Source organism: Isoptericola sp. NPDC019693, from assembly GCF_044389085.1.
Taxonomy (GTDB): domain Bacteria; phylum Actinomycetota; class Actinomycetes; order Actinomycetales; family Cellulomonadaceae; genus Isoptericola.
The window spans coordinates 48,887-69,841 of sequence record NZ_JBIRXP010000004.1 but is presented as its reverse complement, the minus strand read 5'-3'; the positions used below and the strand labels follow the sequence as shown (position 1 = coordinate 69,841).

Below are 20,955 nucleotides of genomic sequence, written 5' to 3'. Positions count from 1 at the left end.
CAGCGCAAAGCACTCTGTGAGGTATGGATGACCGCCACCCCTGACCGCCCGGGCGACGAGGCCGGGCTGCCCGCCGCCGAGTCGCTGCGCCTCATCCGCGAGCAGCAGGATCGCGCGCGTGCCGCCCTGGAGCCCGACGGTCGCGCCCTCTACGGGGCGTGGGGCGTCGCCTGGCTCGCCGGCTACCTCGTGCTGTGGACGAGCGCCCGCGGCCGTGGTGAACCGGAGGCCTGGGCGTTCTGGGTGTTCGCCGCCGCCATCACCGCCGCCGTCGTCTTCACGATGGTCCACACGATCGGCCGGACGGCGGGCACCCGCGGCGTCTCGGCGCGCACGGGCGCGATGTACGGCTGGTCGTGGATGCTCGGATTCCTCACCCTGAGCGTCTTCCTCGGCGGTCTCGCCCGGGCCGGTGCCGACGACGAGGTCATGGCGCTCGCCAGCAACGGCGGCGCGTGCGTCGTCGTGGGCCTCCTCTATCTCGGCGGCGCCGCGGCGTTCGGGGACCGCAGCCTGTTCGTGCTCGGTGCCTGGATCCTGCTCGTCGCGGCGGCCGCGACCTTCGCCGGGCTGCCCGTCACCTACCTCGTGATGGCGCTCGCGGGTGGGGGCGGCTTCCTCGTGATGGCCGGCGTCGAGCACCTGCGGGTCGTGCGTGCACGGCGCGGCGCGGAGGCGGGGGCGGGCCGTGGCTGACGCGCTCGACCCGGTCATCCACGCACCCGCCCGGCTGCGCGTCGTGGCGACGCTCGCGGCCCTCGACCCCGGCGACGAGCTGAGCTTCCCCAAGCTGCAGAAGCTGCTCGACATGACCGCGGGCAACCTGTCCACCCACCTGCGCAAGCTCGAGGACGCGGGCTACGTCCGCGTCACCAAGACCCACGAGGGGCGCACGCCCGCGACGTACCTCGCCCTCACCCAGCAGGGGCGCCGGGCGTTCGAGGACTACCAAGAGGCCCTCACCGGCCTGCTGAGAGGAGCCGGATCATGACCCGCACCCACCCGCCGGAGCGCGCGCCCGCCCTCCCGGAGACCGGCCCCGGCGCTGCCGTCGCCGTCCGGGGCGTGACGCGGAGGTTCGGCGACGTCGTCGCGCTCGACGACGTGTCCCTCGACGTCGGCCCTGGCGAGCTCGTGGGCCTGCTCGGGCCCAACGGGGCCGGCAAGTCCACGCTGCTGTCGCTGGTCAGCGGCCAGCGCCGCCCCGACGCGGGCACCGTGCGGCTGCTCGGCGGCGACTCGCGCGACGCCGCCAGCCGCGCCGGTCTCGGCATCACGCCGCAGGAGACGGGGCTGCCCGCCACCCTGCGGGTGCGTGAGGTGGTCGACTTCGTCGGCGGGCACTTCGCCGACCCGGTGCCCACCGGCGAGCTGCTCGACCAGTTCGGGCTCACCGACCTGGCGCGCCGGCAGACGGGGGCGCTGTCCGGCGGGCAGAAGCGCCGGCTCGCCGTCGCGCTGTCGCTCGTCGGCCGCCCGCGCGTCGTCCTGCTCGACGAGCCCACCACCGGTCTCGACGTCGGCGCCCGCCAGGCCCTGTGGGACGCGATCCGCGCCTACCACGCGGGCGGCGGCACGGTGCTGCTGACGAGCCACTACCTGGAGGAGGTGCAGGCGCTGGCGCAGCGCGTCGTCGTCATCGACCGCGGCGTGGTGCGGGCCGACGACGCGCTCGACGCCGTCCTGCGGCGTGTGGGCCTGCGCCGGGTGACGCTCCGCGCGACGGCCGACCTGGCCGCGTGGCCCGGCGTCGTGCGGGCCGAACGGCTCGACGACGGCAGCCAGGAGCTCTACACGGCGGACGCCGACGCGCTGGTGCGCTCCCTGGTGCGCGCCGACGTGGACTTCCACGACCTCCGCATCCGGGGCGCGAGCCTCGAGGAGGCGTTCGAGGAGATGGTGACGGAGGCGGCACGATGAGCGCGACGACCCCTGCCCGACCGGCGGCTGCCCCTGGGCCGCTGGCGCTGACCTGGCTGCACCTGCGCTACCAGTTCCTCGAGACGGTGCGCGTGCCCATCGCGGTGCTGGGCAACATGCTGTTCCCCGCGCTGGCGATGTTCTTCTTCGTCGTGCCGCAGCGCGACGTCGCGCAGAACCCGCTGTGGGCCACGATGTCGGTGGCCAGCCTCGGCCTGTTCGCCGTCTGCTCGGCGAGCCTGTTCACCTACGGGCTGGGCGTGGCCGAGGACCGGCAGCTCCCGTTCGACCCGTTCCTGCGCTCGCTGCCGGCCGGCCCCGGCCCGCGCATGGTCGCGCGGGTCGGCAACGGCGCGATCTTCGCGCTGTTCGGGCTGGTGCCGCTCATCCTCATCGGCTGGCTGTTCACCGCCGCGACGGTGACGCCCGGGCAGCTGCTCGCCGGCGTGGGCACGATCCTGCTCGTCTCCGTGCCGTTCGTGCTGCTCGGCATGGCCGTGGGGTACTCGCTGTCGGCCAAGGCGGCGCTGCCGGTCGTGCAGGTCGTGCTGTTCCCGCTGGCGTTCGCGGGCGGCCTGTTCCTGCCGCCGCAGGCGTTCCCGCCGTGGCTGGACGCGATCTCGCAGTTCACGCCGACCCGCGCCGGCCGTGACCTGCTGGTGCAGGCGCTCACCGGCGAGCCGGCCTACGGGCTGGCGTGGGTGGTGCTGCTCGGTTGGACGGCGCTGTTCGCCGTCCTCGCCGTCGGCGCCTACCGCCGCGACGAGGGTCGCCGCTTCCGCTGACCCCGCCCGTGTGTTGTGAGCGCGATCTCGGGGACTATTCGCGACCGAATAGTCCCCGAAATCGCGCTCACAACACGTCGCGGTGCCGGGTCAGCCGGCGCGGCGCAGGCGCAGGGAGTTGCCGACGACGATGACGGACGACGCGGCCATGGCCGCCCCGGCGATCATCGGGTTGAGCAGGCCCGCCGCGGCGAGCGGGATGGCCGCCACGTTGTAGGCGAACGCCCAGAACAGGTTCTGCTTGATGACCCGCAGCGTGCCGCGCGAGAGGCGGACGGCGGCGGGCGCGGAGCGCAGGTCGCCGCGCACCAGCGTGATGTCGCTCGCCTCGATCGCGACGTCCGTGCCCGTACCCATCGCGAGCCCGAGGTCCGCGGTGGCGAGGGCGGCGGCGTCGTTCACGCCGTCGCCGACCATCGCCACCACCCGGCCCTCGGAACGCAGCCGCGCCACGACGGCGGCCTTGTCCTGCGGCAGCACGCGGGAGATGACGTCCTCCTCCGCGATGCCGACCTCGCGGGCGGCGACGCGGGCCGCGCCCTCGCCGTCGCCGGTGAGCAGCACCGGCCGCAGGCCCAGGTCGCGCAGCTCGCGCACGGCCTCGGCGGACGTCGCCTTGACCGGGTCGCGCAGCATGACGACGCCGCGGGCGGCGCCGTCCCAGGCGACGACGACGGCGCTCGCGCCGGTCGCCTCGGCGTCGGCGAAGGCGGCGGCGAGGTCGCCGTCGAACGCGACGCCCTGCCCGGCCAGCCACGACGGCTGCCCGACGAGCACCCGCCGGGCGTTCAGCCCGCCGTCGGCCGCCAGGCCCGCGAGCCCGGAGTGCGCGCGCCGCACGACCGCCTCGACGCCGCCACCCGGCGTCGCGCGGAAGTCGAACGCCTGCAGCGCGCCGATGCCGACGCCGTCCGCCCCCGTCCCGGCCGAGGTGTCAGACGCTGAGCCCACCGGAGCAGTCTGTGCGTCTGACAACCGCGTGCCCCCGGCCGAGGTGTCAGAAGCAGGTCGCACTCCGGTGGGCTCAGCGTCTGACAACTCCGCGGCGGCGGCCGCGACGGCGTGCGCGATGGGGTGCTCGCTGAGCGCCTCGACGGCGCCGGCGTAAGCCAGCACCTCCCGCTCCCGCACGGTGTCAGGCTCAGCGCCCGGCATACCCTGCGCTCGTCCTGACAGCTCGGGGACGAGGACGCGCTCCACCTGCATACGGCCCTCGGTGACGGTGCCGGTCTTGTCGAGCACGACGGTGTCGACGCGGCGGGTGGACTCCAGGATCTCCGGCCCCTTGATGAGGATGCCGAGCTGGGCGCCCCGTCCGGTGCCCACCAGCAGGGCGGTGGGCGTGGCGAGCCCGAGGGCGCACGGGCAGGCGATGATCAGCACCGCGACGGCGGCGGTGAAGGCGAACTGGACGTCGGCGCCGGCCACGAGCCAGCCCGCCAGGGTGAGCACGGACAGCCCGATGACGACCGGCACGAAGACGGCGGAGATGCGGTCGGCGAGCCGGGCGACGGGCGCCTTCCCGGTCTGCGCCTGCGACACGAGCCGCCCGATCTGCGCGAGCGTCGTCTCCTCGCCCACGCGCGTGGCCCGGACCAGCAGGTGCCTGGAGGAGTTGACGGTCGCGCCGGTGACGGCGTCGCCCGGGCCGACGTCGACCGGCACCGGCTCACCGGTGAGCAGCGACGTGTCGACGGCGCTCGCGCCCTCGACCACCTCGCCGTCGGTGGCGACCTTCTCGCCCGGCCGCACCACGAACACGTCGCCCACAACCAGGTCCGCGACGGGCACGCGCTCGGTGACGCGGCCGCCGTCCGGCCCGGTCAGCGGCGTGCCGTCCGCGGCGAGCCGCACGCGCTCGGCGTCCTTGGCACCCAGCTCCAGCAGGGAGCGCAGGGCGTCCCCGGCGCGGCGACGGGAGCGGTGCTCGGCGTACCGGCCGGCGAGCAGGAACGTCGTGACGACGGCCGCGACCTCGAAGTACAGCTCGGGCACGCCGCCCGCCTCCGACGGGATCAGCGACGGCCGCATCCGCATGCCGAGCTCGCCCGTGCCGCCCAGCGTGAGCGCCCACAGCGACCACAGGGTCGCGGCGATCACGCCGAGCGAGACCAGCGTGTCCATCGTGGACGCGCCGTGCCGGGCCGCCCGTGCCGCCGCGGTGTGGAACGGCCACGCGCCCCACGTCACGACCGGCAGCGCGGCGGCCGCGACCACCCACTGCCACCCCGTGAACTGCAGCGCGGGGATCATCGACAACGCCACCACCGGCACGGTGAGCACGGCGGACACCACGAGCCGGCGGCGCAGGTCCCTGCCGCGCGCGTCGCTCGGCGCCGACGTGTCGGCGGCGTCGTGCGCCCCGGCGGGGCTCGCCCCGGACGGCGCGGACGGCTCGGACGGCTCGGACGGTGCGGCGCCAGAAGGCGGGGCGTCGGACGGCGGGGCGGCCCCGGGCCGGCGGTCCGACGGGACGAGGTCGCGGCGCGCGGTGATGCGGGCGCCGTAGCCGGCCTTTTCGACGGCCTCGACCAGCGCGGCGTCGTCGACGGGCGCGGTGAGCGCGACGTGCGCGCTCTCGAGGGGCAGGTTCACGGTGGCGGTGACGCCGTCGACGCGGTTGAGCCGCTTCTCGACGCGGGCCACGCACGACGCGCAGGTCATGCCCTCGATGGCGAGGTCGATCTCCAGGATCGGAGGGCCGGCGGCGGGGCCCGCCGGGTCGACCGGCGAGGACGTGGGGGTGCTCATGAGGGTGACTCCCTGAGGTGCTGGGTGGAGGTCACCCGCGACGGCCCGGGGCGGCGGGGTCGCGGTGGGGGCGCCGGTCGGGTCGACGACGGCGCGGCGCGGAGGGCCTGGGTCGCTGCGGCTCGGTTCGGGCGAGCGGTCGGGCGGCGCGACGGTTCGGCAGGCGGTCCGCGGGAGGTGGCTCCGGGGGAGCGGGGGACTCAGGCGCGCGGGGGCACGGCGAGGTCGTAGGTCTTCTGCGCCGGGGCGTTCCCGGTGGCGGAGGCCTCGCCGGTGCCGCAGCCGCAGGCGCAGTTGTGCGCCTCCTGGCGGGCGGGCGCCTGCGCGGCCTGCTGGGCGGCGAGGGCGTCGGTCTGGACGGCGACGGACTCGACCTCGTAGCCGGCCTCGTCGACGGCCTCGCGCAGCGCGGCTTCGTCGAGCGGGGAGTCGGAGAAGACGGCGACGTCGGACGTGCCGCCGGCGTGCAGCTCGACGGAGACGTCCACGACGCCGGGCACGGCGGAGAGGTCGTTCGTCACGTGGGCCACGCAGTTGGCACAGGTCATGCCGGTGACGCCCAGGGTGGTGACGGTGCTCATCGGTGCTCCTTCGATGGAGGGGTGGGTCGGAGGGACGGGCAGGTCAGGAACGGACGAGCCGCCCGATGGCGTCGGCGGCCTCCTTGACCTTCGCGGCGCCCTCGGCCTCGGAGGCGCGGGCGGCGTCGACGACGCAGTGGCCCAGGTGGTCCTCGACGAGGCCGATGGACACGGCCTGGAGGGCCTTGGTGACGGCGGACACCTGGGTGAGGATGTCGATGCAGTAGACGTCCTCGTCGATCATGCGCGCGATGCCGCGCACCTGGCCCTCGATGCGGCGCATGCGCTTGAGGTAGGCCTCCTTGTCGGAGGCGTAGCCGTGCGGGCCGTCGTGCTGGTGCGCGGTGCCGCCGAGGACGTCGGCGGGGGCGGTCGTCTCGGTCATGACGCCAGAATACCCCTAGGGGGTAACAGTGGCAACGGGTGGCCGGGCGGACGAACAATGCCCTGGCGTCCCGCCCGCGCCGTCCGTAGGGTCACCGGTGGCTCGCACGGAGCCGCCCCCTCGCGCCGTCGAGCGGGAGACTGAGAAAGGTTCGATGCCGGATGACGGTCCTGGTGCCCAGCGAGCGGCCCGCCCGCTCCCACGCGCACACCCGTCGGAACCCGTGCAAGGAGCACCACCGTGTTCGATCTTCGAATCTTTTCCATCCGTGAGTCCCGCCACCGCATCCACAACCCCCTGACCGAGCGACAGCTCGCCGACCTCGGCGCCTCGCTCGACCTCCCGGCCGGGACGAGCGTCCTCGACCTCGCGTGCGGGTCGGGGGAGCTGCTGTCCACCTGGGCACGCGACCACCAGGTCACCGGGCTGGGCGTGGACCTCAACCCGGACTTCGTCGCGCACGCCCGGGCCCGCGCCGACGAGCTCGGTGTGAGCGACGCCGTGCGGTTCGTCGAGGCGGACGCCTCCGGCTACGTCGTCGACGAGCCCGTGGACGTCGCGGCCTGCGTGGGCGCGACCTGGATCGGCGGAGGGGTGCCCGGCACCCTCGACCTCCTGCGCCGGAGCCTCGCGCCCGGCGGCATCCTGCTGGTCGGGGAGCCGTACTGGCGCACCGTCCCGGCCACCCCGGAGATCCTGGCCGGGTGCGGGGCGCAGTCCGTCGACGACTACCTGACCCTGCCCGGGCTGCTGGGGTCGTTCGACGACCAGGGCTACGACGTCGTGGAGATGGTCTGCGCGACCGAGGAGTCGTGGGACCGGTACATGGCGCCGCAGTGGCTGAGCATGCGCCGCTGGGCGGACGCCCACCCCGACGACGAGCTGCACGACGAGGTCCGCCGCCTGCTGGCGACCGAGCCGCAGCAGTACGCGGCCTGCACGCGCGCCCACTACGGGTGGGGCGTGTTCGCGCTGATCGCGCGCTAGCCGGCGCACCGACGGGCGGCGGGCAGGAGAGGTCCTGTCCGCCGCCCGTCGCTCCGCCGCCCGACCTCCGGCGCCAGCACGGGGCGGCGGGTGGTCAGGAGATCCGGAAGGGCGCGACCAGCAGGTCCTCGCGCCGGGAGCTCGGGCCCACCAGCAGCTCGAACTCGCCCGGCTCGACGACGCGGCGGCCGGCGGCGTCCACGATCGTGCAGCTCGCCGCGGGCACCTCGACCTCGACGACGACGCTCTCGCCGGGCGCGAGCGGCACGCGCCGGAAGGTCGCGAGCTCGCGGTCGGCCCACGTCACCGAGGTGACGCGGTCGCTCACGTAGACCTGCACGGTCTCGACCGCGGGACGCCGCCCGGTGTTGGCGACCGTGACGCGGCCGCGCACCACGCCGTCGGCCGCGACGTCGGCGGCGTCCAGCTCCAGGGCGGAGTACTCGACGGTCGTGTACGACCGGCCCTCGCCGAAGACGTACGGCGGCCGCTGCGTGAGGTCGGCGTACCGCGTGCCGTGCTGGCCGCGCACCTGGTGGTAGAACACCGGCTGCTGCCCGGCGTGCAGGGCGTAGGAGATCGGCAGGCGGCCGGTCGGCTCGACCAGGCCCAGCAGCAGCTCGGCCACGGCCCGGCCGCCGCGCATGCCGGGGTTGGCGGCGTGCACCAGGGCGGCGGCGCGGCGCGCGGCGTCGGGCAGCACGAGCGGCTTGGAGGCGACCAGCACGACGACGACCGGCGTGCCCGTGGCGACCAGCCGCTCCAGCAGCTCCACCTGCCCGCCCTGCAGCTCCAGCGTCGCGGTGGACTTTCCCTCGCCGGCCAGCGCGACCTCGTCGCCGAGCACGGCGACGACGACGTCCGCGGCGCGGGCCACGTCCTCCGCCTCGGCGAGCAGCGCCGGGTCGGACGGCGCGGGCAGCGCCGCCGGCGGCCGCGGCTGGCCGTCGGGGAAGTGCGTGCCGTCCGGGTCGGGGCCCAGCTCGACGATGTCCGCCCCGCGGGCGTGCGTGACCTCCCACGACGCCGGTGCGACGGCGCGCAGCCCGTCCAGCACCGTCTCGGTGAGCTCGCGCGGGTGGCCGTCGCGGATCCAGCTCACCTGCCCCGAGGCGCCGGCCCAGTCGCCGAGCTGCGCGTGCGGGTCGTCGGCGTTGGGCCCGACGACGGCGACGCGCAGCGGCGCAGCACCGCTCGGGGCCACGGCGCGCCCGTCGTCGTCCGCCACGAGGCCGCCCGCGAGCGGCAGCGTGCCGTCGTTCTCCAGCAGCACGAGAGACCCGCGCGCGACGCCGAGGGCGAGGTCGCGGTGCTCGGCGGAACCCACGACGGCCTCGATGCGCGCGGCGACCGGCGCGCGCGGGTCCTCGAACAGCCCGAGGTCCACCTTGAGGCGCAGGATGCGCCGCACCGCGTCGTCGAGCCGCGCCTCGTCGATGCGCCCGTCCGCGACGGCCTCCTGCGCGCCCTCGAAGAACCGCGGCGTCGCCATGATCACGTCGTTCCCGGCGGCCACGGCGGCGGCCGACGCGGCCGCGTGGTCCGGGCTCACGAACTGCTCCCACACCATGCGGCCCACGTTGTCCCAGTCGGTCACGAGGGTGCCGTCGAAGCCCCACTCGTCCTTGAGCACGCCCTGCAGCAGCCAGCGGCTCGTGGTGATGGGGACGCCGTCGATGGCCTGGTAGCCGATCATCACGGTGCGCACGCCCTCGCGCACCACCCGCTCGAACGGGGACAGGAACCACGAGCGCAGCTTGCGCGGCGTGAGGTCGGCCTCGGTGGCGTCGCGGCCGCCCTGCGTCTCGGAGTAGCCGGCGAAGTGCTTCGCGGTGGCGAGCACGGCGGTGGGGTCGGTCAGCCCGTCGCCCTGGTAGCCGCGCACCATCGCGGCGCCCATCTCGCCGATGAGGAACGGGTCCTCGCCGAACGTCTCGTTCACGCGGCCCCAGCGCAGGTCGCGCGTCGCGCACAGCACGGGGGAGAACGTCCAGTGCAGGCCGGTCGCGGCGGCCTCGACCGCCGTCGCGCGCGCCGCCCGCTCCACCAGGTCGAGGTCCCAGGTGGCCGCCATCCCCAGCTGGCTGGGGAAGACCGTCGCACCGGGGAAGAAGCCGTGCCCGTGGATGGCGTCGTCCGCCACCAGCAGGGGGATGCCCAGCCGTGTGCCGCGGGCCAGCTCGATCGCCTCGACGACGCGCTGCGGCGACGCGTGCAGGATCGACCCCGCCAGCCGCTCGACGACGATCTCCGTGAGGTCGTCCATCGCGTTGAGCTGCAGCATCTGCCCCACCTTCTCGGGCAGCGTCATGCGGCGCAGCAGGTCCTCGACCCGCTCGGCCGGGGACAGGGACGGGTCGCGGTAAGGCAGGTCGGTCATGGCTCAGGGTCTCCCGTCGGGATGGGTTGCGCCGAGGTAGTTCAGCTCTCCGCGAGGTAGTTCGAGATTTCGCGAGGTAGTTCAGGATTTCGCGAGGTAGTTCAAAAATCGCCGAGGTAGTTCGAGGCCGCGCGAGGTAGTCCACTACCTCGCCCGATGACGAACTACCTCGGCGGTTTTTGAACTACCTCGCGGCCACTCGAACTACCTCGGCGGGGTCAGCGGACGGTGAGGCCGTTCGCCTGCGCGACGGAGCCGAGCCAGCCCAGCGACGGCTTGGGCCGGCGCTCGAAGGTCTCGGTGTCCCACCCGACCAGGCCGAAGGTGGGGCGGAAGCCGGAGGCCCACTCGTAGTTGTCCAGCAGGCTCCAGTGCAGGTAGCCGCGCACGTCGACGCCGTCCTGGATCGCCGCGTGCAGGCCGGCCAGCGCACCCTCGGTGTAGTCGATGCGACGGGCGTCGTCCTGCGTCGCCATGCCGTTCTCCGTGACGAACACGGGCACGCCCTCGGTCTTCTCCCACGCGGCGCGGACGCCGTGCTCCAGCGCGAGGGGGTAGAACTCCCAGCCGGTGAGGGTGGTCTCGACGCCGTCCGGCACCTGGCGGGGGCCGTCGGGGCCGATGATCGTGCGGGTGTAGGCCTGGACGCCCACCCAGTCGTCGCCGCGCGCGGCCTCGAGGTACCAGTCGTCGCGCCGGTAGCCGTACTCGTGCGCCACGTCCTCGCAGCCCGGCTCGGGCTGGAAGTCCTGCGTCGCCACGGTCCAGCCGGAGTTTATGCCCCCCACGCCGGCGAGGATCTCGCGCGAGCGGGTGTGGCACTCGAGCAGCGTGTCCGCGACCTGCAGGTCGGGCTCGGGCAGGCCGTAGGCGACCAGGTTGGCCGGGTCCTCGCCGCCGGCGATCATCGCGGCGATGTTGGGCTCGTTGATGGTGCAGACGTAGTCGACGTCGTCGCCGAGGATCGGCAGGGCCAGCTCGGTGAAGCGGGCGAAGCGGTCCGCCGCCTTCGGGGAGCGCCACATGCCCTCGTCGTAGAACCAGCGCGGCACGGTGAAGTGCATGAGCGTGACCATCGGCGTGATGCCGAGCTCGAGGCACGTCTCCACCATGCGGCGGTAGTGCGCGATCTCGGCGCGGGAGACGAAGCCCTCCTCGGGCTCGATCCGCGCCCACTCGATCGAGAAGCGGTAGGTGTCCAGGCCGGCGTCGCGCAGGAGGGTCATGTCCTCGCGGTAGCGGTGGTAGCTGTCCGCGGCGTCGCCGCTGGGCTCGACGATCGAGGTGCCGGCGGCGTGCTCGCGCACCCACCAGTCGCTGGAGACGTTGTTGCCCTCGATCTGGTGCGCCGCGGTGGCGGCGCCCCAGCGGAAGCCCTCGGGGAAGTGCAGCACGGGATGGTCCTTACGTTGTGGTGCGGGGTGCAGGGGCGCGGCGCACTGGCGCCGCCGTGGCCGTACGGGCGGTCAGCGCCCGCCGGCGGTCGACCAGAAGTCGGCCAGGAGGTCCGCCGTCGCGGCGGGGTTCTCGATGTTGGGGAGGTGGCCCGCGTCGTCGATCACGGCGTAGCGGGCGCCGAGCCGCTCGGCCATGGCGCGCTGCCACGGCTGCGGCCAGGCGGCGTCGTCCACGCCGTGCGCGACCAGTGCCGGGAGGCCGGTGGCGGCCAGGTGGGGCGTGACGTCGTGGACGTCGGCGAGGACGTCGATCGCGCCCAGCAGGTTGTCGGTGCTGGTCGCGGCCGAGCGGTCGCGGTGGAAGCGTGTGTCGTCGTCGAGGTCGGCCGACGCCTGCGGGTCCTCGGCCAGTCGCCGCGCGAGCGCCGGGTTGTCGAGGGTCCACAGGTCGACGAGCCCGGCGGCGGCGAGCAGCCGGTCGCGCTCGGCGTCCTTGCGTCCCGGCCAGCCGTGCGGGCCCGAGCAGAGCATCGTGAGGCTGGCGAACGGCGTGGTGTCGCGCACGGCGGTGGCCGCCGCGACCGTGCCGCCGAAGCTGTGGCCCAGCAGGTGCAGGCTCCCGGGCGTGATCCCGGCCGTCGCCGTCACGAGCGCGGCGACGTCGAGGGCGTCGCCCGTGAAGTCGTCGCGGCGGTAGGCGCCCGTCCCGCGCGGCGCGACCGAGTCGGCCTGCCCGCGCTGGGAGTACGTCCACGCCTCGATGCCGCGCTCCGCCAGCAGCGGCAGCAGCAGCCGGTGGTCCTCCCGCGACCCGGTGAACCCGGGCACGAGCAGGGCCGCCGCGCGGCGCGGCACGCCGTCCGGCACGACCGACCGCAGCGCGGTGAGCGGGCCCACCGGGACGTCGAGCACCAGCGGCTCGACGCCGTCGGGCAGCGGCAGCACGGAGAACGGCGCCCCGGGGCGCACCTGCGGGGCCGCGCTCACGACGCCGCCCCGTCGGCGAACCGCCGCGCGGGCTGCGGGATCGCGTCCAGCAGCTGGGTCGTGTATGCGTCCTCCGGGAAGCGCAGCACCTGCGCGGTGCCGCCGGACTCCACCACCTTGCCGTGGTGCAGCACCATGATCTGGTCGGTCACGACGCGGGCCGAGAGCAGGTCGTGCGTGATGTACAGCAGGGAGACGCCGAGGTCGGCGCGCAGGTCCTCCAGCAGGCTGAGCACGCCGGCGCGCAGCGACACGTCGAGCATCGAGACGGGCTCGTCGGCGATGAGCACCTGCGGGTTCGACGCCAGGGCGCGCGCGATGACGACGCGCTGGCGCTGCCCGCCCGAGAGCTGGTGCGGCAGCTTGGCCGCGTACTGCTCGACGGGCGTGAGGCCGACGGTCTCCAGCAGCTCCAGGACGCGCCCGCGCGCGGCCTCGCCCGTGAGCCCGGTGAAGTTCTCCACCGGCCGGGTGAGCGTGTACTCCACGGTGTGCAGCGGGTTGAGCGCCGAGTACGGGTCCTGGAACACCATCTGGACGTCGGCGTGCAGCGTCTTGAGCTTCCGCCGCCGGAGCCGGTCGACCCGCAGGTCGCCGAACGTCACGGTGCCCGACGTCGGCCGCTCCACCCCGGTGACCATCTTGGCGATGGTCGACTTGCCGGAACCCGACTGGCCGACCAGCGCCATCGCGGCGCCCGGCTCGAGCCGGAACGACACGTCGTCGACGGCCGTCACCGGCTTCTCGCCGCGCCGCGGCGCGGGGTACACCTTCGACACGTGGTCGACGACGATCGCGTCGTGGGCCGCGGCCCGCGCCTCGCCGCCGTCGCCCGCGGCGCCGTCGTGCGGCGCCTTGCGCTCGAAGCCCGGCAGCTCGACGACCTCGGCGCGCGGGTCGGCGTAGTGGCTCAGCAGCATCTGCGTGTACGGGTGCGCCGGCGCGGAGAAGATCTGCCGCGACGCGCCGTCCTCGACGATCTCGCCGTCGTGCATGACGACGACGCGCTCCGCGGACTCCAGCACCACGCCCAGGTCGTGCGAGATGAGCACGGCGGTGAAGCCCTCCGCGGCCTGCAGCTCGCGGATGGTGTCCATGACGGCGTGCTGCACCAGCACGTCGAGCGCCGTCGTCGGCTCGTCGAACACCATGAGGCGCGGCTCGAGCGACAGGGCGAGCGCGATGGACACGCGCTGGCGCATGCCGCCGGACAGCTCCCCGGGGTAGCGGTCGAGCACCGTGGACGGCAGCTGCACCTTGTCGAGCAGCTCGACGGCGCGCTGGCGCCGCCTCGCCTTCGGCACGTGCCCGTGCGCGGCGAAGATGTCGCCGAAGTGGTGCGCGATCGTGCGCACCGGGTTGAGCGCGTTCATGCCCGACTGGAGCACCATGGCGAACCCGCCGCGGCGCTGGGAGCGCAGCTCCTCGGCGTCCAGGTGCGCGATGTCGGTGCCGTCGAACACGATGCGTCCGCCGGAGATGCGCGCCGGCGCCTTCGCGAGCCGGGTCACGGCGAAGCCGAGCGTCGACTTGCCGGAGCCGGACTCGCCGACCAGGCCCACGAACTCGCCCTGCTCGAGGGTGAGGTTCGCGTTCTTGACGGCGTGCGTCGGGACGGCCCCGCGGGGCTCGTAGACGACGGACAGGTCCTGGATCTCGAGCAGGCTCATCGGCCGGTCCCTTCCCGCAGGCGCGGGTTGCTCAACCCGTCGACGCCGAAGTTCACGAGGGTCATGGAGGTCGCCAGCAGCGCGATGCACAGACCCGGGGCGAACAGCAGGATCCACTGGCCGGTGAGGATCGCCATCGAGTTCTGGGCCCAGAAGATCATCGAGCCCCAGGACACGGTGGCCATGTCGCCCAGGCCGAGGAACGACAGCCCCGACTCGGCGAGCACGGCCGACGTCGCCGCCCCGAAGAACGACCCCGCGATCATCGAGGTCATGTTCGGCAGGATCTCGCGGAAGACGACGCGCGCCGAGCTCTCGCCGGAGAAGATCGCCGCCGTCACGAAGTCGCGCGAGCGCAGGGACTGCGTCTGCGAGCGCAGCACGCGGGCGCCCCATGCCCAGCCGGTGATGACGACGACCAGGATGATCATCGGCAGCCCGCCGTTCTGCAGGTACGCCGCGATGATGATCATCAGCGGCAGGCCCGGCATCACGAGGAACAGGTTGACGAGGAAGTTGACGACGTCGTTGCCCCAGCCGCGCAGGTAGCCCCACGACAGGCCGATGACGACGGCGACGACGGTCGACAGGCCGCCGGCGACGAAGCCGACGAGCAGGGAGACGCGCGCGCCGTAGATCACCTGGGACAGCACGTCCTCGCCGGCGCCGGTGGTGCCGAGCCAGTGCGCGGCGCTGCCGGGCTCGTTGCGCCCGAACGAGTCGTCGTGCGGGGAGTACGGGGCGAGCAGCGGCGCGAAGACCGCCATGAGGACGAACACGCCCAGGATGACGAGCCCCACGCGGGCCTTCGGGTTGGCCCACACGGTGGCGAACGCGCGGCCGAGCACCTGGCCCGTGCGGCCGAGGCGGGTGCGGGCGGGGCGCCTCGGCCCCCGGGCGGCCTCGGGGGCCGGGCCCTCGGGGTCGGGGATCGTCGCGGTGGTCGTGGTGGTCGGGTCAGCAGCCATCGGGGTCACCGCCTCGTTCGGGGGTCGAGGACGCCGTAGAGGATCTCCACCAGGAAGTTCGCGAGCAGCACGCTCACCGTGATCATGAGGAAGAGGGCCTGCATCAGCGGGAAGTCCTGGTTGGTGACGGCGTTGAACAGCAGGTAGCCGACGCCGGGGTACGCGAACACCTGCTCCACGAGCAGGGAGCCGCCGACGACGCCGCCGAGCGCCATGCCGAAGCCGGTGAGGTTCGGCAGGATCGCGTTGCGGGCGGCGTAGCGGATCGCGACCGTGCGGCCGCGCAGGCCGTTGGCCTCGGCGAACGTCACGTAGTCGTCCCCGAGGGTGTTGATCATCGTGTTGCGCATGCCGAGGATCCAGCCGCCGAGCGACGTGATGAGGATCGTGATCGCGGGCAGGGCCGCGTGGTACAGCACGTCGCCGAGGAACTCCCACGACAGGTTCGGCACCGCGGTGGCCGAGTACGCGCCCGAGGTGGGGAACCAGCCGAGCACGTAGCCGAGGAAGAAGACGATGAGCAGCGCGGTCCAGAAGTAGGGGAACGCGGAGAGGAAGCTGCCGGCCACGGTGGGCAGGGAGTCCATCCAGGTGCCGCGCTTCCAGGCGGCGCCGATGCCGATCAGCGTGCCGAGCACGAACGCGATGATCGTGACGGCGCCGACCATGATCAGCGTCCAGGGCAGGGCGCCCGCGACGAGCTCGGAGACCTGCTGCGGGAAGAAGGTGTAGGACACCCCGAAGTCGAGGTGGATGACGTTGTTCAGGTACGTGACGTACTGGTCCCAGATGCTGCCGCCGGGCACGCCGAGCTGGGCCTCGATCGCCGCCTGCACCGACGGCGTCACGGGGCCGTTCTGTGCGAGCTTGGCGATGGCCGCGTCAGCGGGCGAGCCGGGCATGAGGCGCGGGATGACGAAGTTCAGCGTCACCGCCGCCCACAGCGTCAGGACCAGCAGGCCGAGCTTGCGGAGCGCGTAGCGCAACGGAGCCTCCGGGTCGGTGGTCGATCGGTCGGTCACGGGTTTCGTTCGGCACTTCCGCGCTTGTTCGGCATCTGGAGGTGCCGACGTAGCGCGGAAGTGCCGAGCGAAACCCGCGAGGGGTCAGCCCTGGGCGGGCTTGAGGTGCGTGAGGATCAGCAGCGGCGTGGAGTCCCAGGTCTTCGGGGAGGCGTAGGGGTCGTCCGCGCTGGGCCAGCCGGTGAAGTTCTTGTTCGAGAACAGGCCCCACGAGCCGCCGTAGAACAGGGCGATCATCGGCAGCTGGTCGTAGGTGATCTGCTCCAGCTGGTGCGTGATCTCGAGCTGCTTCGCCTCGTCGGTCGTGACCTTGAGCTCGGCGAGCAGGTCGTCCGCCTCGGCGGACTCGAAGCGGCCGAAGTTGCCGGCGGCGGTCTTGCCGACGGGCAGCAGGAACTCCGAGCCCATGAGCCCGTTGTAGTCCTGGAACGGCTGGCCGGTGCCGCCGACGGTGCCCATGATCATGTCGAAGTCGCCCGTGCGGAGCTCCTTCTGGTAGGCCGCGGCCTGCGGCTGCACGACGGTGACGTCGATGCCGATCGCGGTGAGCTGGTTCTTGACCTGCTCGACGCCCTGCAGCCAGTCGGACCAGCCGTTCGGGGTGGTGATCGTGATCTTCAGCGGCTTGCCGGACGAGTCGACGAGCTTGTCGCCCTGCTTCGTGTAGCCGGCCTTCTCGAACGAGGCGAGCGCCGCGTCGGTGTCCTGGTCGACGTAACCCTGGTTGGGGATCGACGGGTCGAGGATCTTCTCCTGGTTGGGCAGCATGAGGCCGGTCTGGCTGGCCCGGTCGACGTAGCCCTGCTCGGCCTTGTCGGCGATGACCTGCTTGTCCAGCGCCAGCGCGATGCCCTTGCGGAAGTCGACGTCGTCGTACGGCGCCTTCGTCATGTTCGGGATGAGCGAGATCGCCGCGCCCGCCGGGAACCAGTAGGTGTTGTTCTCGGGGTCGGCCTTGACCCAGGTGTCCTCGACGTCGCTCATGAACGCGTAGGCCCAGTCGTAGCCGTTGTTGACGATGTCCAGCTCGGAGTTGGCGGCGGGCTGCACGAGCTCCTCGACGGCCACCTTGTCCGCCTGCCAGTACGTGGGGTTCTTCTTCAGCGTGTACTGGTTCGGCGTGAACTCGCCGAGCGTGTACGGGCCGGACCCGACGGGCTCCTCGTTGGTCCAGGTGACCGGGTCGTCGACGTCCTTCCAGATGTGCTCGGGCACGATGAGCTGCTGGGCGAGGATCTTCGCGGCCGGGACGTCCTCGGTCTGCAGGTGCATGACGACGGTGGTCCCGTCCACCTCGACGGACTTCAGGTGCGACCACGCGCCCTTGAGGTCCATCTCGGGGTGCTTCTTGACGAGGTCGAAGGAGTACTTGACGTCCTCGGCGGTGAGGGGCTCCCCGTCCGACCAGGTCACGCCGTCACGCATGGTGAAGACGACGGTCTTGGCGTCGGGCTGCTCGTACCCCGTGGCGAGCCAGGGGGTCTCCTCGCCGCTCATCTCGTTGATGATGACCAGCGGCTCGTAGAGGTACGTCGTCGTGTTGCGCTTGCCGGACGAGTACGGGTTGAAGTTCCGGTCGAACGTCGGCGAGCCGTTGTCGGCCGCGATGAGCATCGACGTCGCGCCACCGGCGGCGCCGTCGTCCCCCTTGTTCTGCACCGGTGCCGAGCAGGCCGCCGTGGCCAGCACCGCGACGGCGGCCGTGATGGCGGCCAGGCGCCGCGCCGAGCGCGCTGTGCGCGTCATGGACATCCACTCCTCTTCGTCGAGGCCTCTCCTGTGAGGGCCCGCGCACACCGGGGTCGGCGTGCGACGTCCCGGCGAGTGTATGCGCATACATTTCGGCGCGGCAAACCGTGTGGCCAACGGCCCGGGGTGCGGTGCGAGGTGCTCCCGGGCGGCGGGGTCACGAGCAGCCGCAGCTCTCGCGCAGCAGCACGCGCACGGGAAGGTTCACCGTGGCCGCCGGTGCCGACGGGTCGGCGAGGCGCGAGCGCAGCAGCTCCACGGCCGCTCGCCCCAGCTCCACCATCGGCTGGCTCACCGTCGTGAGGCGGGGCATGGAGGCCTGCGTGGCGTCGATGCCGTCGAACCCGGTGAGGACGACGTCTCCCGGCACGTCGACCCCGGCCTCGGTGAGCACGTCGAGGAAGCCGAGCGCCGTCTGGTCGTTCGAGCAGACGAGGGCGCGGGGGAGCGCGTGACCCGTGGCCCCCGTGCCGCGTCCGGTCACGTGCGCCTGGAGCATCCGGCGGGCGAGGTCGCGGGCGCCCGCCCGCGTGAAGTCGCTGCGCGCGGCCGGCTCGTCGGGCACGGTGAGCCCCGCGGCGGCGAGGGCGTCGCGGAAGCCCTGGAAACGCTCGTGCGCGTCGGGCGAGTCGGCCGGCCCGCCCACGAACGCGAGGTCGCGCAGGCCGTGGTCGGCGACGAGGTGGTCCACCAGGGCGCGGGTGCCCGCGCGGTTGTCCACCGAGATGTGGTCGTACGCGTCGTCCTGCGGCGGGCCCGCCATGACGACGACGGGGACGCGGCGGGCGATGTGCGCCAGGAGGTCGTCGGGCACCGACTTCGACAGCACCGCCAGGCCGTCCACGCGGCCGGCGAGCTCGTTGACCGCCTGCGCCCGCCGCAGCCCGCGCGCGACGCCGATCATCACCGCGTGCCCGGTGCGCCACGCCTCGAGCTCGGCGCCGCGCATCACCTCGCCGAGGTACAGGTTGCTCCAGCGCGCCGTCACGGGGCCGCCGACGTCGCGCACCACCTCGACCGCCTCGCCCACCCGCACCGGGTCGGGCAGGTCTGCGACCTCGTCGATGCCGTCGACGTCGGGGAAGCACAGGCCCAGCACGCCCGTCGATCGCGCCGCCAGCCCGCGGGCCGCGCCGGACGGGACGTAGCCCAGCTCGCGGATCGCCTCGTGCACCACCGTGCGCGTGCGCTCGCGGACGTCGTCGGGGCGGCGCAGCACCCGCGAGACCGTCGCGATCGAGACCCCCGCGCGCTGCGCGACGTCGTACACCGTGGGGGCCTTCGCCACCGGAACTCCTTGACCGCATCCCTCGCCCGCACGGCCGTGCGAGCGGTCCCACGATAGTGAACGCGCATACATCTCTGCATCGTGGCCGGCCAGGCTCGCCCGAGCGCGACGGCCGCGTCGAGCACGGCCGGTGCGCCACGGTCACGACGGGCCTCGCGTCAGAGGCCTCGCGTCAGGCGTGCAGGTCGACGGTGTCGTGCGCGGCGACGCCGTAGGCGCGGCCGGGGTAGCGCAGCCCGGAGAAGTACATGGTCGTGTGCGCCACGATGTGCTCGGCGGGCACGACGACGCCCTCCCACTCGGCGTCCGTCGTGGTGTGGGCGTCGCTCACCAGCGTGACGTCGAGGCCGCGGGCCGCGGCGGCCTGCGTCGTGGTCCGGATGCAGTAGTCCGACTGCGCGCCGGCCACGACGAGCCGGGTCGCGCCGAGCTCGCCCAGGACCTCTGCGAGGTCGGTGTCCGCGAACGAGTCGCGGTAGGTCTTGCGCACCAGCGGCTCTCCGGGCGCGCGCTCGAGCGGCGCCGCGAGCTGCCAGCCGGGGGAGCCCTCGGGGAGGCCGCCGTGGTCCTGCACCCAGACCACCGGGGTGCCCTCGCGCCGCGCGCGGTCCACGAGGGCCGCCGTGCGGCGCACGACACCGTCGGCGTCGAGGCACCCGTCGAGCACCCCGACCTGCAGGTCGATCACCAGCAGCACGGTCCGCTCGGCCCCGGTGGTCCGGGGCGTCACGTTCGAGGCCACCGGCGGTCAGGCGGTCGCCGCGGCGGCGGCGCGGGCGCCGGCGGGCAGGGCGTCGAGGATGCGGTTCACGGCGGCGTCGTCGTGCGCGGCGGAGACGAACCACGCCTCGAAGACGGACGGCGGCAGGTTGACGCCGGCGTCGAGCAGCGCGTGGAACAGGGCCCGGTAGCGGTACGCCTCCTGCGCCTGGGCCTGCGCGTAGTCGCGCACGCCCTCGGCGGCCGCGAACGGGCCGAAGAACGTCGAGAACAGGGAGCCGGCGCGCTGCACGCGGTGCTCCACGCCCTCGGCGGACAGGGCCTCGCTCAGGGCGGTGGCGATCGTGTCCGCGACGGCGTCGACGCGCGCGTAGACGGCGTCGTCGGCGAGGCGCAGCGTGGTGAGGCCGGCCGCGACGGCGACGGGGTTCCCGGACAGCGTGCCCGCCTGGTAGACCGGCCCGGTCGGGGCGAGCTGGTCCATGATCGACGCCGGGCCGCCCAGGCCCGCCACCGGCATCCCGCCGCCCACGACCTTGCCGAAGGTGATCAGGTCGGGGGTGTACCCCTCGCCGCCCTCGCCCCGGAGGCGCGTGTTCTCCAGGCCACACCAGCCGGACGGGCCGACGCGGAAGCCGGTGAGCACCTCGTCCATGACGAACAGGGCGCCGTGCGCGCGCGTGATGCGGCGCAGCCCCTCGTTGAAGCCCTCGGCCGGCGGCACGACGCCCATGTTGGCGGGGCTCGCCTCGGTGATGACGGCGGCGATGCGCGAGCCGTGCTGGGCGAACGCGGCCTCCACGGCGGCGAGGTCGTTGTACGGCAGCACGAGCGTCTCGGCCGCGGACGCCTCCGTGACCCCGGCGGTGCCCGGCATGGCGAGCGTCGCGACGCCCGACCCGGCCTCCGCCAGCAGCGCGTCGACGTGGCCGTGATAGCAGCCGGCGAACTTCACGACGAGCGGCCGCCCCGTGACGCCGCGCGCCAGCCGGACCGCCGTCATCGTCGCCTCGGTGCCCGTGGACACGAGCCGCACCCGCTCCGCGACGGGCACCCGGCGGCGGATCTCCTCCGCGAGCTCCACCTCGGCCACGGTGGGCGCGCCGAACGACAGGCCGCGCGCGGCGGCGTCCTGCACGGCCGCGACGACCTCCGGGTGGGCGTGCCCCAGCAGTGCCGGCCCCCAGGAGCACACCAGGTCGACGTAGTCGCGCCCGGCGACGTCGGTCACGTACGGGCCGCGCGCGCTCGCGAGGAACCGCGGGTCGCCGCCCACCGAGCCGTACGCCCGCACGGGGGAGTTCACGCCGCCGGGGATGGCGGCCTGCGCGCGCAGGAACGCGGCATGGTTGTCGGTCGTCATGG

Annotated in this window: 18 protein-coding genes; 5 read left to right on the top strand and 13 right to left on the bottom strand. The window is 73.8% G+C overall.

What is annotated here, in order from left to right:
* The first annotated feature begins 27 nt into the window (after positions 1–27).
* Genes ACH436_RS12870 through ACH436_RS12855 form a run of 4 tightly spaced genes read left to right on the top strand, consistent with a single transcriptional unit; the run spans position 28 to position 2,705 of the window.
* Entirely contained in the window at positions 28–696 is a 669-nt protein-coding gene (locus ACH436_RS12870) for a hypothetical protein (RefSeq protein ID WP_430560587.1), read from the top strand.
* Positions 689–991 (top strand): transcriptional regulator, encoded by a 303-nt coding sequence (locus ACH436_RS12865; protein ID WP_430560586.1) that lies wholly within the window; start codon positions 689–691, stop codon positions 989–991. Before ACH436_RS12870 ends, ACH436_RS12865 begins: the two co-directional genes overlap by 8 nt.
* Positions 988–1,920 carry an ABC transporter ATP-binding protein gene (locus ACH436_RS12860; RefSeq protein WP_430560585.1) on the top strand — a complete coding sequence of 311 codons (933 nt, stop codon included), beginning with the start codon at positions 988–990 and terminating at the stop codon, positions 1,918–1,920. Before ACH436_RS12865 ends, ACH436_RS12860 begins: the two co-directional genes overlap by 4 nt.
* On the top strand, positions 1,917–2,705 hold the full coding sequence (locus tag ACH436_RS12855; protein ID WP_430560584.1) for an ABC transporter permease: 789 nt from the start codon (positions 1,917–1,919) through the stop codon (positions 2,703–2,705). The genes ACH436_RS12860 and ACH436_RS12855 overlap by 4 nt, the downstream gene beginning before the upstream one ends.
* Positions 2,706–2,795: 90 nt before the next feature.
* Here ACH436_RS12855 and ACH436_RS12850 read toward each other — a convergent pair whose 3' ends face one another.
* The 3 genes from ACH436_RS12850 to ACH436_RS12840 form a co-directional block, all read right to left on the bottom strand.
* The gene (locus tag ACH436_RS12850; protein ID WP_430560583.1) at positions 2,796–5,456 is read right to left on the bottom strand and encodes a heavy metal translocating P-type ATPase; all 2,661 of its coding nucleotides are present in this window, start codon (positions 5,454–5,456) and stop codon (positions 2,796–2,798) included.
* A gap of 200 nt (positions 5,457–5,656) precedes the next feature.
* Positions 5,657–6,037 (bottom strand): heavy-metal-associated domain-containing protein, encoded by a 381-nt coding sequence (locus ACH436_RS12845; protein ID WP_430560582.1) that lies wholly within the window; start codon positions 6,035–6,037, stop codon positions 5,657–5,659.
* Between the two features lie 43 nt (positions 6,038–6,080).
* Positions 6,081–6,422, bottom strand: a complete 342-nt coding sequence (locus ACH436_RS12840) for a metal-sensitive transcriptional regulator (RefSeq protein WP_430560581.1) — start codon at positions 6,420–6,422, stop codon at positions 6,081–6,083.
* Between the two features lie 240 nt (positions 6,423–6,662).
* On the opposite strand from ACH436_RS12840, the gene ACH436_RS12835 reads away from it, so the two are divergent.
* The gene (locus ACH436_RS12835) at positions 6,663–7,409 is read left to right on the top strand and encodes an SAM-dependent methyltransferase (RefSeq protein ID WP_430560580.1); all 747 of its coding nucleotides are present in this window, start codon (positions 6,663–6,665) and stop codon (positions 7,407–7,409) included.
* A gap of 94 nt (positions 7,410–7,503) precedes the next feature.
* Here ACH436_RS12835 and ACH436_RS12830 read toward each other — a convergent pair whose 3' ends face one another.
* The 10 genes from ACH436_RS12830 to hemL form a co-directional block, all read right to left on the bottom strand.
* Positions 7,504–9,789 (bottom strand): glycoside hydrolase family 3 N-terminal domain-containing protein, encoded by a 2,286-nt coding sequence (locus tag ACH436_RS12830; RefSeq protein ID WP_430560579.1) that lies wholly within the window; start codon positions 9,787–9,789, stop codon positions 7,504–7,506.
* 218 nt (positions 9,790–10,007) lie between these two features.
* The gene (locus ACH436_RS12825) at positions 10,008–11,183 is read right to left on the bottom strand and encodes a glycoside hydrolase family 1 protein (RefSeq protein ID WP_430560578.1); all 1,176 of its coding nucleotides are present in this window, start codon (positions 11,181–11,183) and stop codon (positions 10,008–10,010) included.
* A gap of 72 nt (positions 11,184–11,255) precedes the next feature.
* Entirely contained in the window at positions 11,256–12,173 is a 918-nt protein-coding gene (locus tag ACH436_RS12820) for an alpha/beta fold hydrolase (RefSeq protein WP_430560577.1), read from the bottom strand.
* Positions 12,170–13,843, bottom strand: a complete 1,674-nt coding sequence (locus tag ACH436_RS12815) for an ABC transporter ATP-binding protein (protein WP_430560576.1) — start codon at positions 13,841–13,843, stop codon at positions 12,170–12,172. Before ACH436_RS12815 ends, ACH436_RS12820 begins: the two co-directional genes overlap by 4 nt.
* Positions 13,840–14,811 (bottom strand): ABC transporter permease, encoded by a 972-nt coding sequence (locus ACH436_RS12810; protein WP_430560575.1) that lies wholly within the window; start codon positions 14,809–14,811, stop codon positions 13,840–13,842. Before ACH436_RS12810 ends, ACH436_RS12815 begins: the two co-directional genes overlap by 4 nt.
* 5 nt (positions 14,812–14,816) lie before the next feature.
* Entirely contained in the window at positions 14,817–15,797 is a 981-nt protein-coding gene (locus ACH436_RS12805; protein WP_430561018.1) for an ABC transporter permease, read from the bottom strand.
* A gap of 120 nt (positions 15,798–15,917) precedes the next feature.
* Positions 15,918–17,579: an ABC transporter substrate-binding protein gene (locus ACH436_RS12800; protein WP_430560574.1), complete on the bottom strand. Its 1,662-nt coding sequence runs from the start codon at positions 17,577–17,579 to the stop codon at positions 15,918–15,920.
* 160 nt (positions 17,580–17,739) lie between these two features.
* Positions 17,740–18,870 (bottom strand): LacI family DNA-binding transcriptional regulator, encoded by a 1,131-nt coding sequence (locus tag ACH436_RS12795; protein WP_430560573.1) that lies wholly within the window; start codon positions 18,868–18,870, stop codon positions 17,740–17,742.
* Positions 18,871–19,042: 172 nt separating this feature from the next.
* Positions 19,043–19,600, bottom strand: coding sequence for a cysteine hydrolase family protein (locus tag ACH436_RS12790; protein WP_430560572.1), 558 nt, complete (start codon positions 19,598–19,600; stop codon positions 19,043–19,045).
* 18 nt (positions 19,601–19,618) lie between these two features.
* Positions 19,619–20,953 (bottom strand): glutamate-1-semialdehyde 2,1-aminomutase, encoded by a 1,335-nt coding sequence (gene hemL / locus ACH436_RS12785; RefSeq protein ID WP_430560571.1) that lies wholly within the window; start codon positions 20,951–20,953, stop codon positions 19,619–19,621.
* Between the last annotated feature and the right edge of the window lie 2 nt (positions 20,954–20,955).

Excerpts from the sequence above, each read along its gene's own strand:
- ACH436_RS12855 (WP_430560584.1), top strand. The coding sequence starts at position 1,917 with ATGAGCGCGACGACCCCTGCCCGACCGGCGGCTGCCCCTGGGCCGCTG.
- ACH436_RS12850 (WP_430560583.1), bottom strand. The coding sequence starts at position 5,456 with ATGAGCACCCCCACGTCCTCGCCGGTCGACCCGGCGGGCCCCGCCGCC.
- ACH436_RS12860 (WP_430560585.1), top strand. The coding sequence starts at position 988 with ATGACCCGCACCCACCCGCCGGAGCGCGCGCCCGCCCTCCCGGAGACC.
- ACH436_RS12800 (WP_430560574.1), bottom strand. The coding sequence starts at position 17,579 with ATGACGCGCACAGCGCGCTCGGCGCGGCGCCTGGCCGCCATCACGGCC.
- ACH436_RS12810 (WP_430560575.1), bottom strand. The coding sequence starts at position 14,811 with ATGGCTGCTGACCCGACCACCACGACCACCGCGACGATCCCCGACCCC.
- ACH436_RS12840 (WP_430560581.1), bottom strand. The coding sequence starts at position 6,422 with ATGACCGAGACGACCGCCCCCGCCGACGTCCTCGGCGGCACCGCGCAC.
- ACH436_RS12870 (WP_430560587.1), top strand. The coding sequence starts at position 28 with ATGACCGCCACCCCTGACCGCCCGGGCGACGAGGCCGGGCTGCCCGCC.
- ACH436_RS12815 (WP_430560576.1), bottom strand. The coding sequence starts at position 13,843 with ATGAGCCTGCTCGAGATCCAGGACCTGTCCGTCGTCTACGAGCCCCGC.
- hemL (WP_430560571.1), bottom strand. The coding sequence starts at position 20,953 with ATGACGACCGACAACCATGCCGCGTTCCTGCGCGCGCAGGCCGCCATC.
- ACH436_RS12845 (WP_430560582.1), bottom strand. The coding sequence starts at position 6,037 with ATGAGCACCGTCACCACCCTGGGCGTCACCGGCATGACCTGTGCCAAC.
- ACH436_RS12830 (WP_430560579.1), bottom strand. The coding sequence starts at position 9,789 with ATGACCGACCTGCCTTACCGCGACCCGTCCCTGTCCCCGGCCGAGCGG.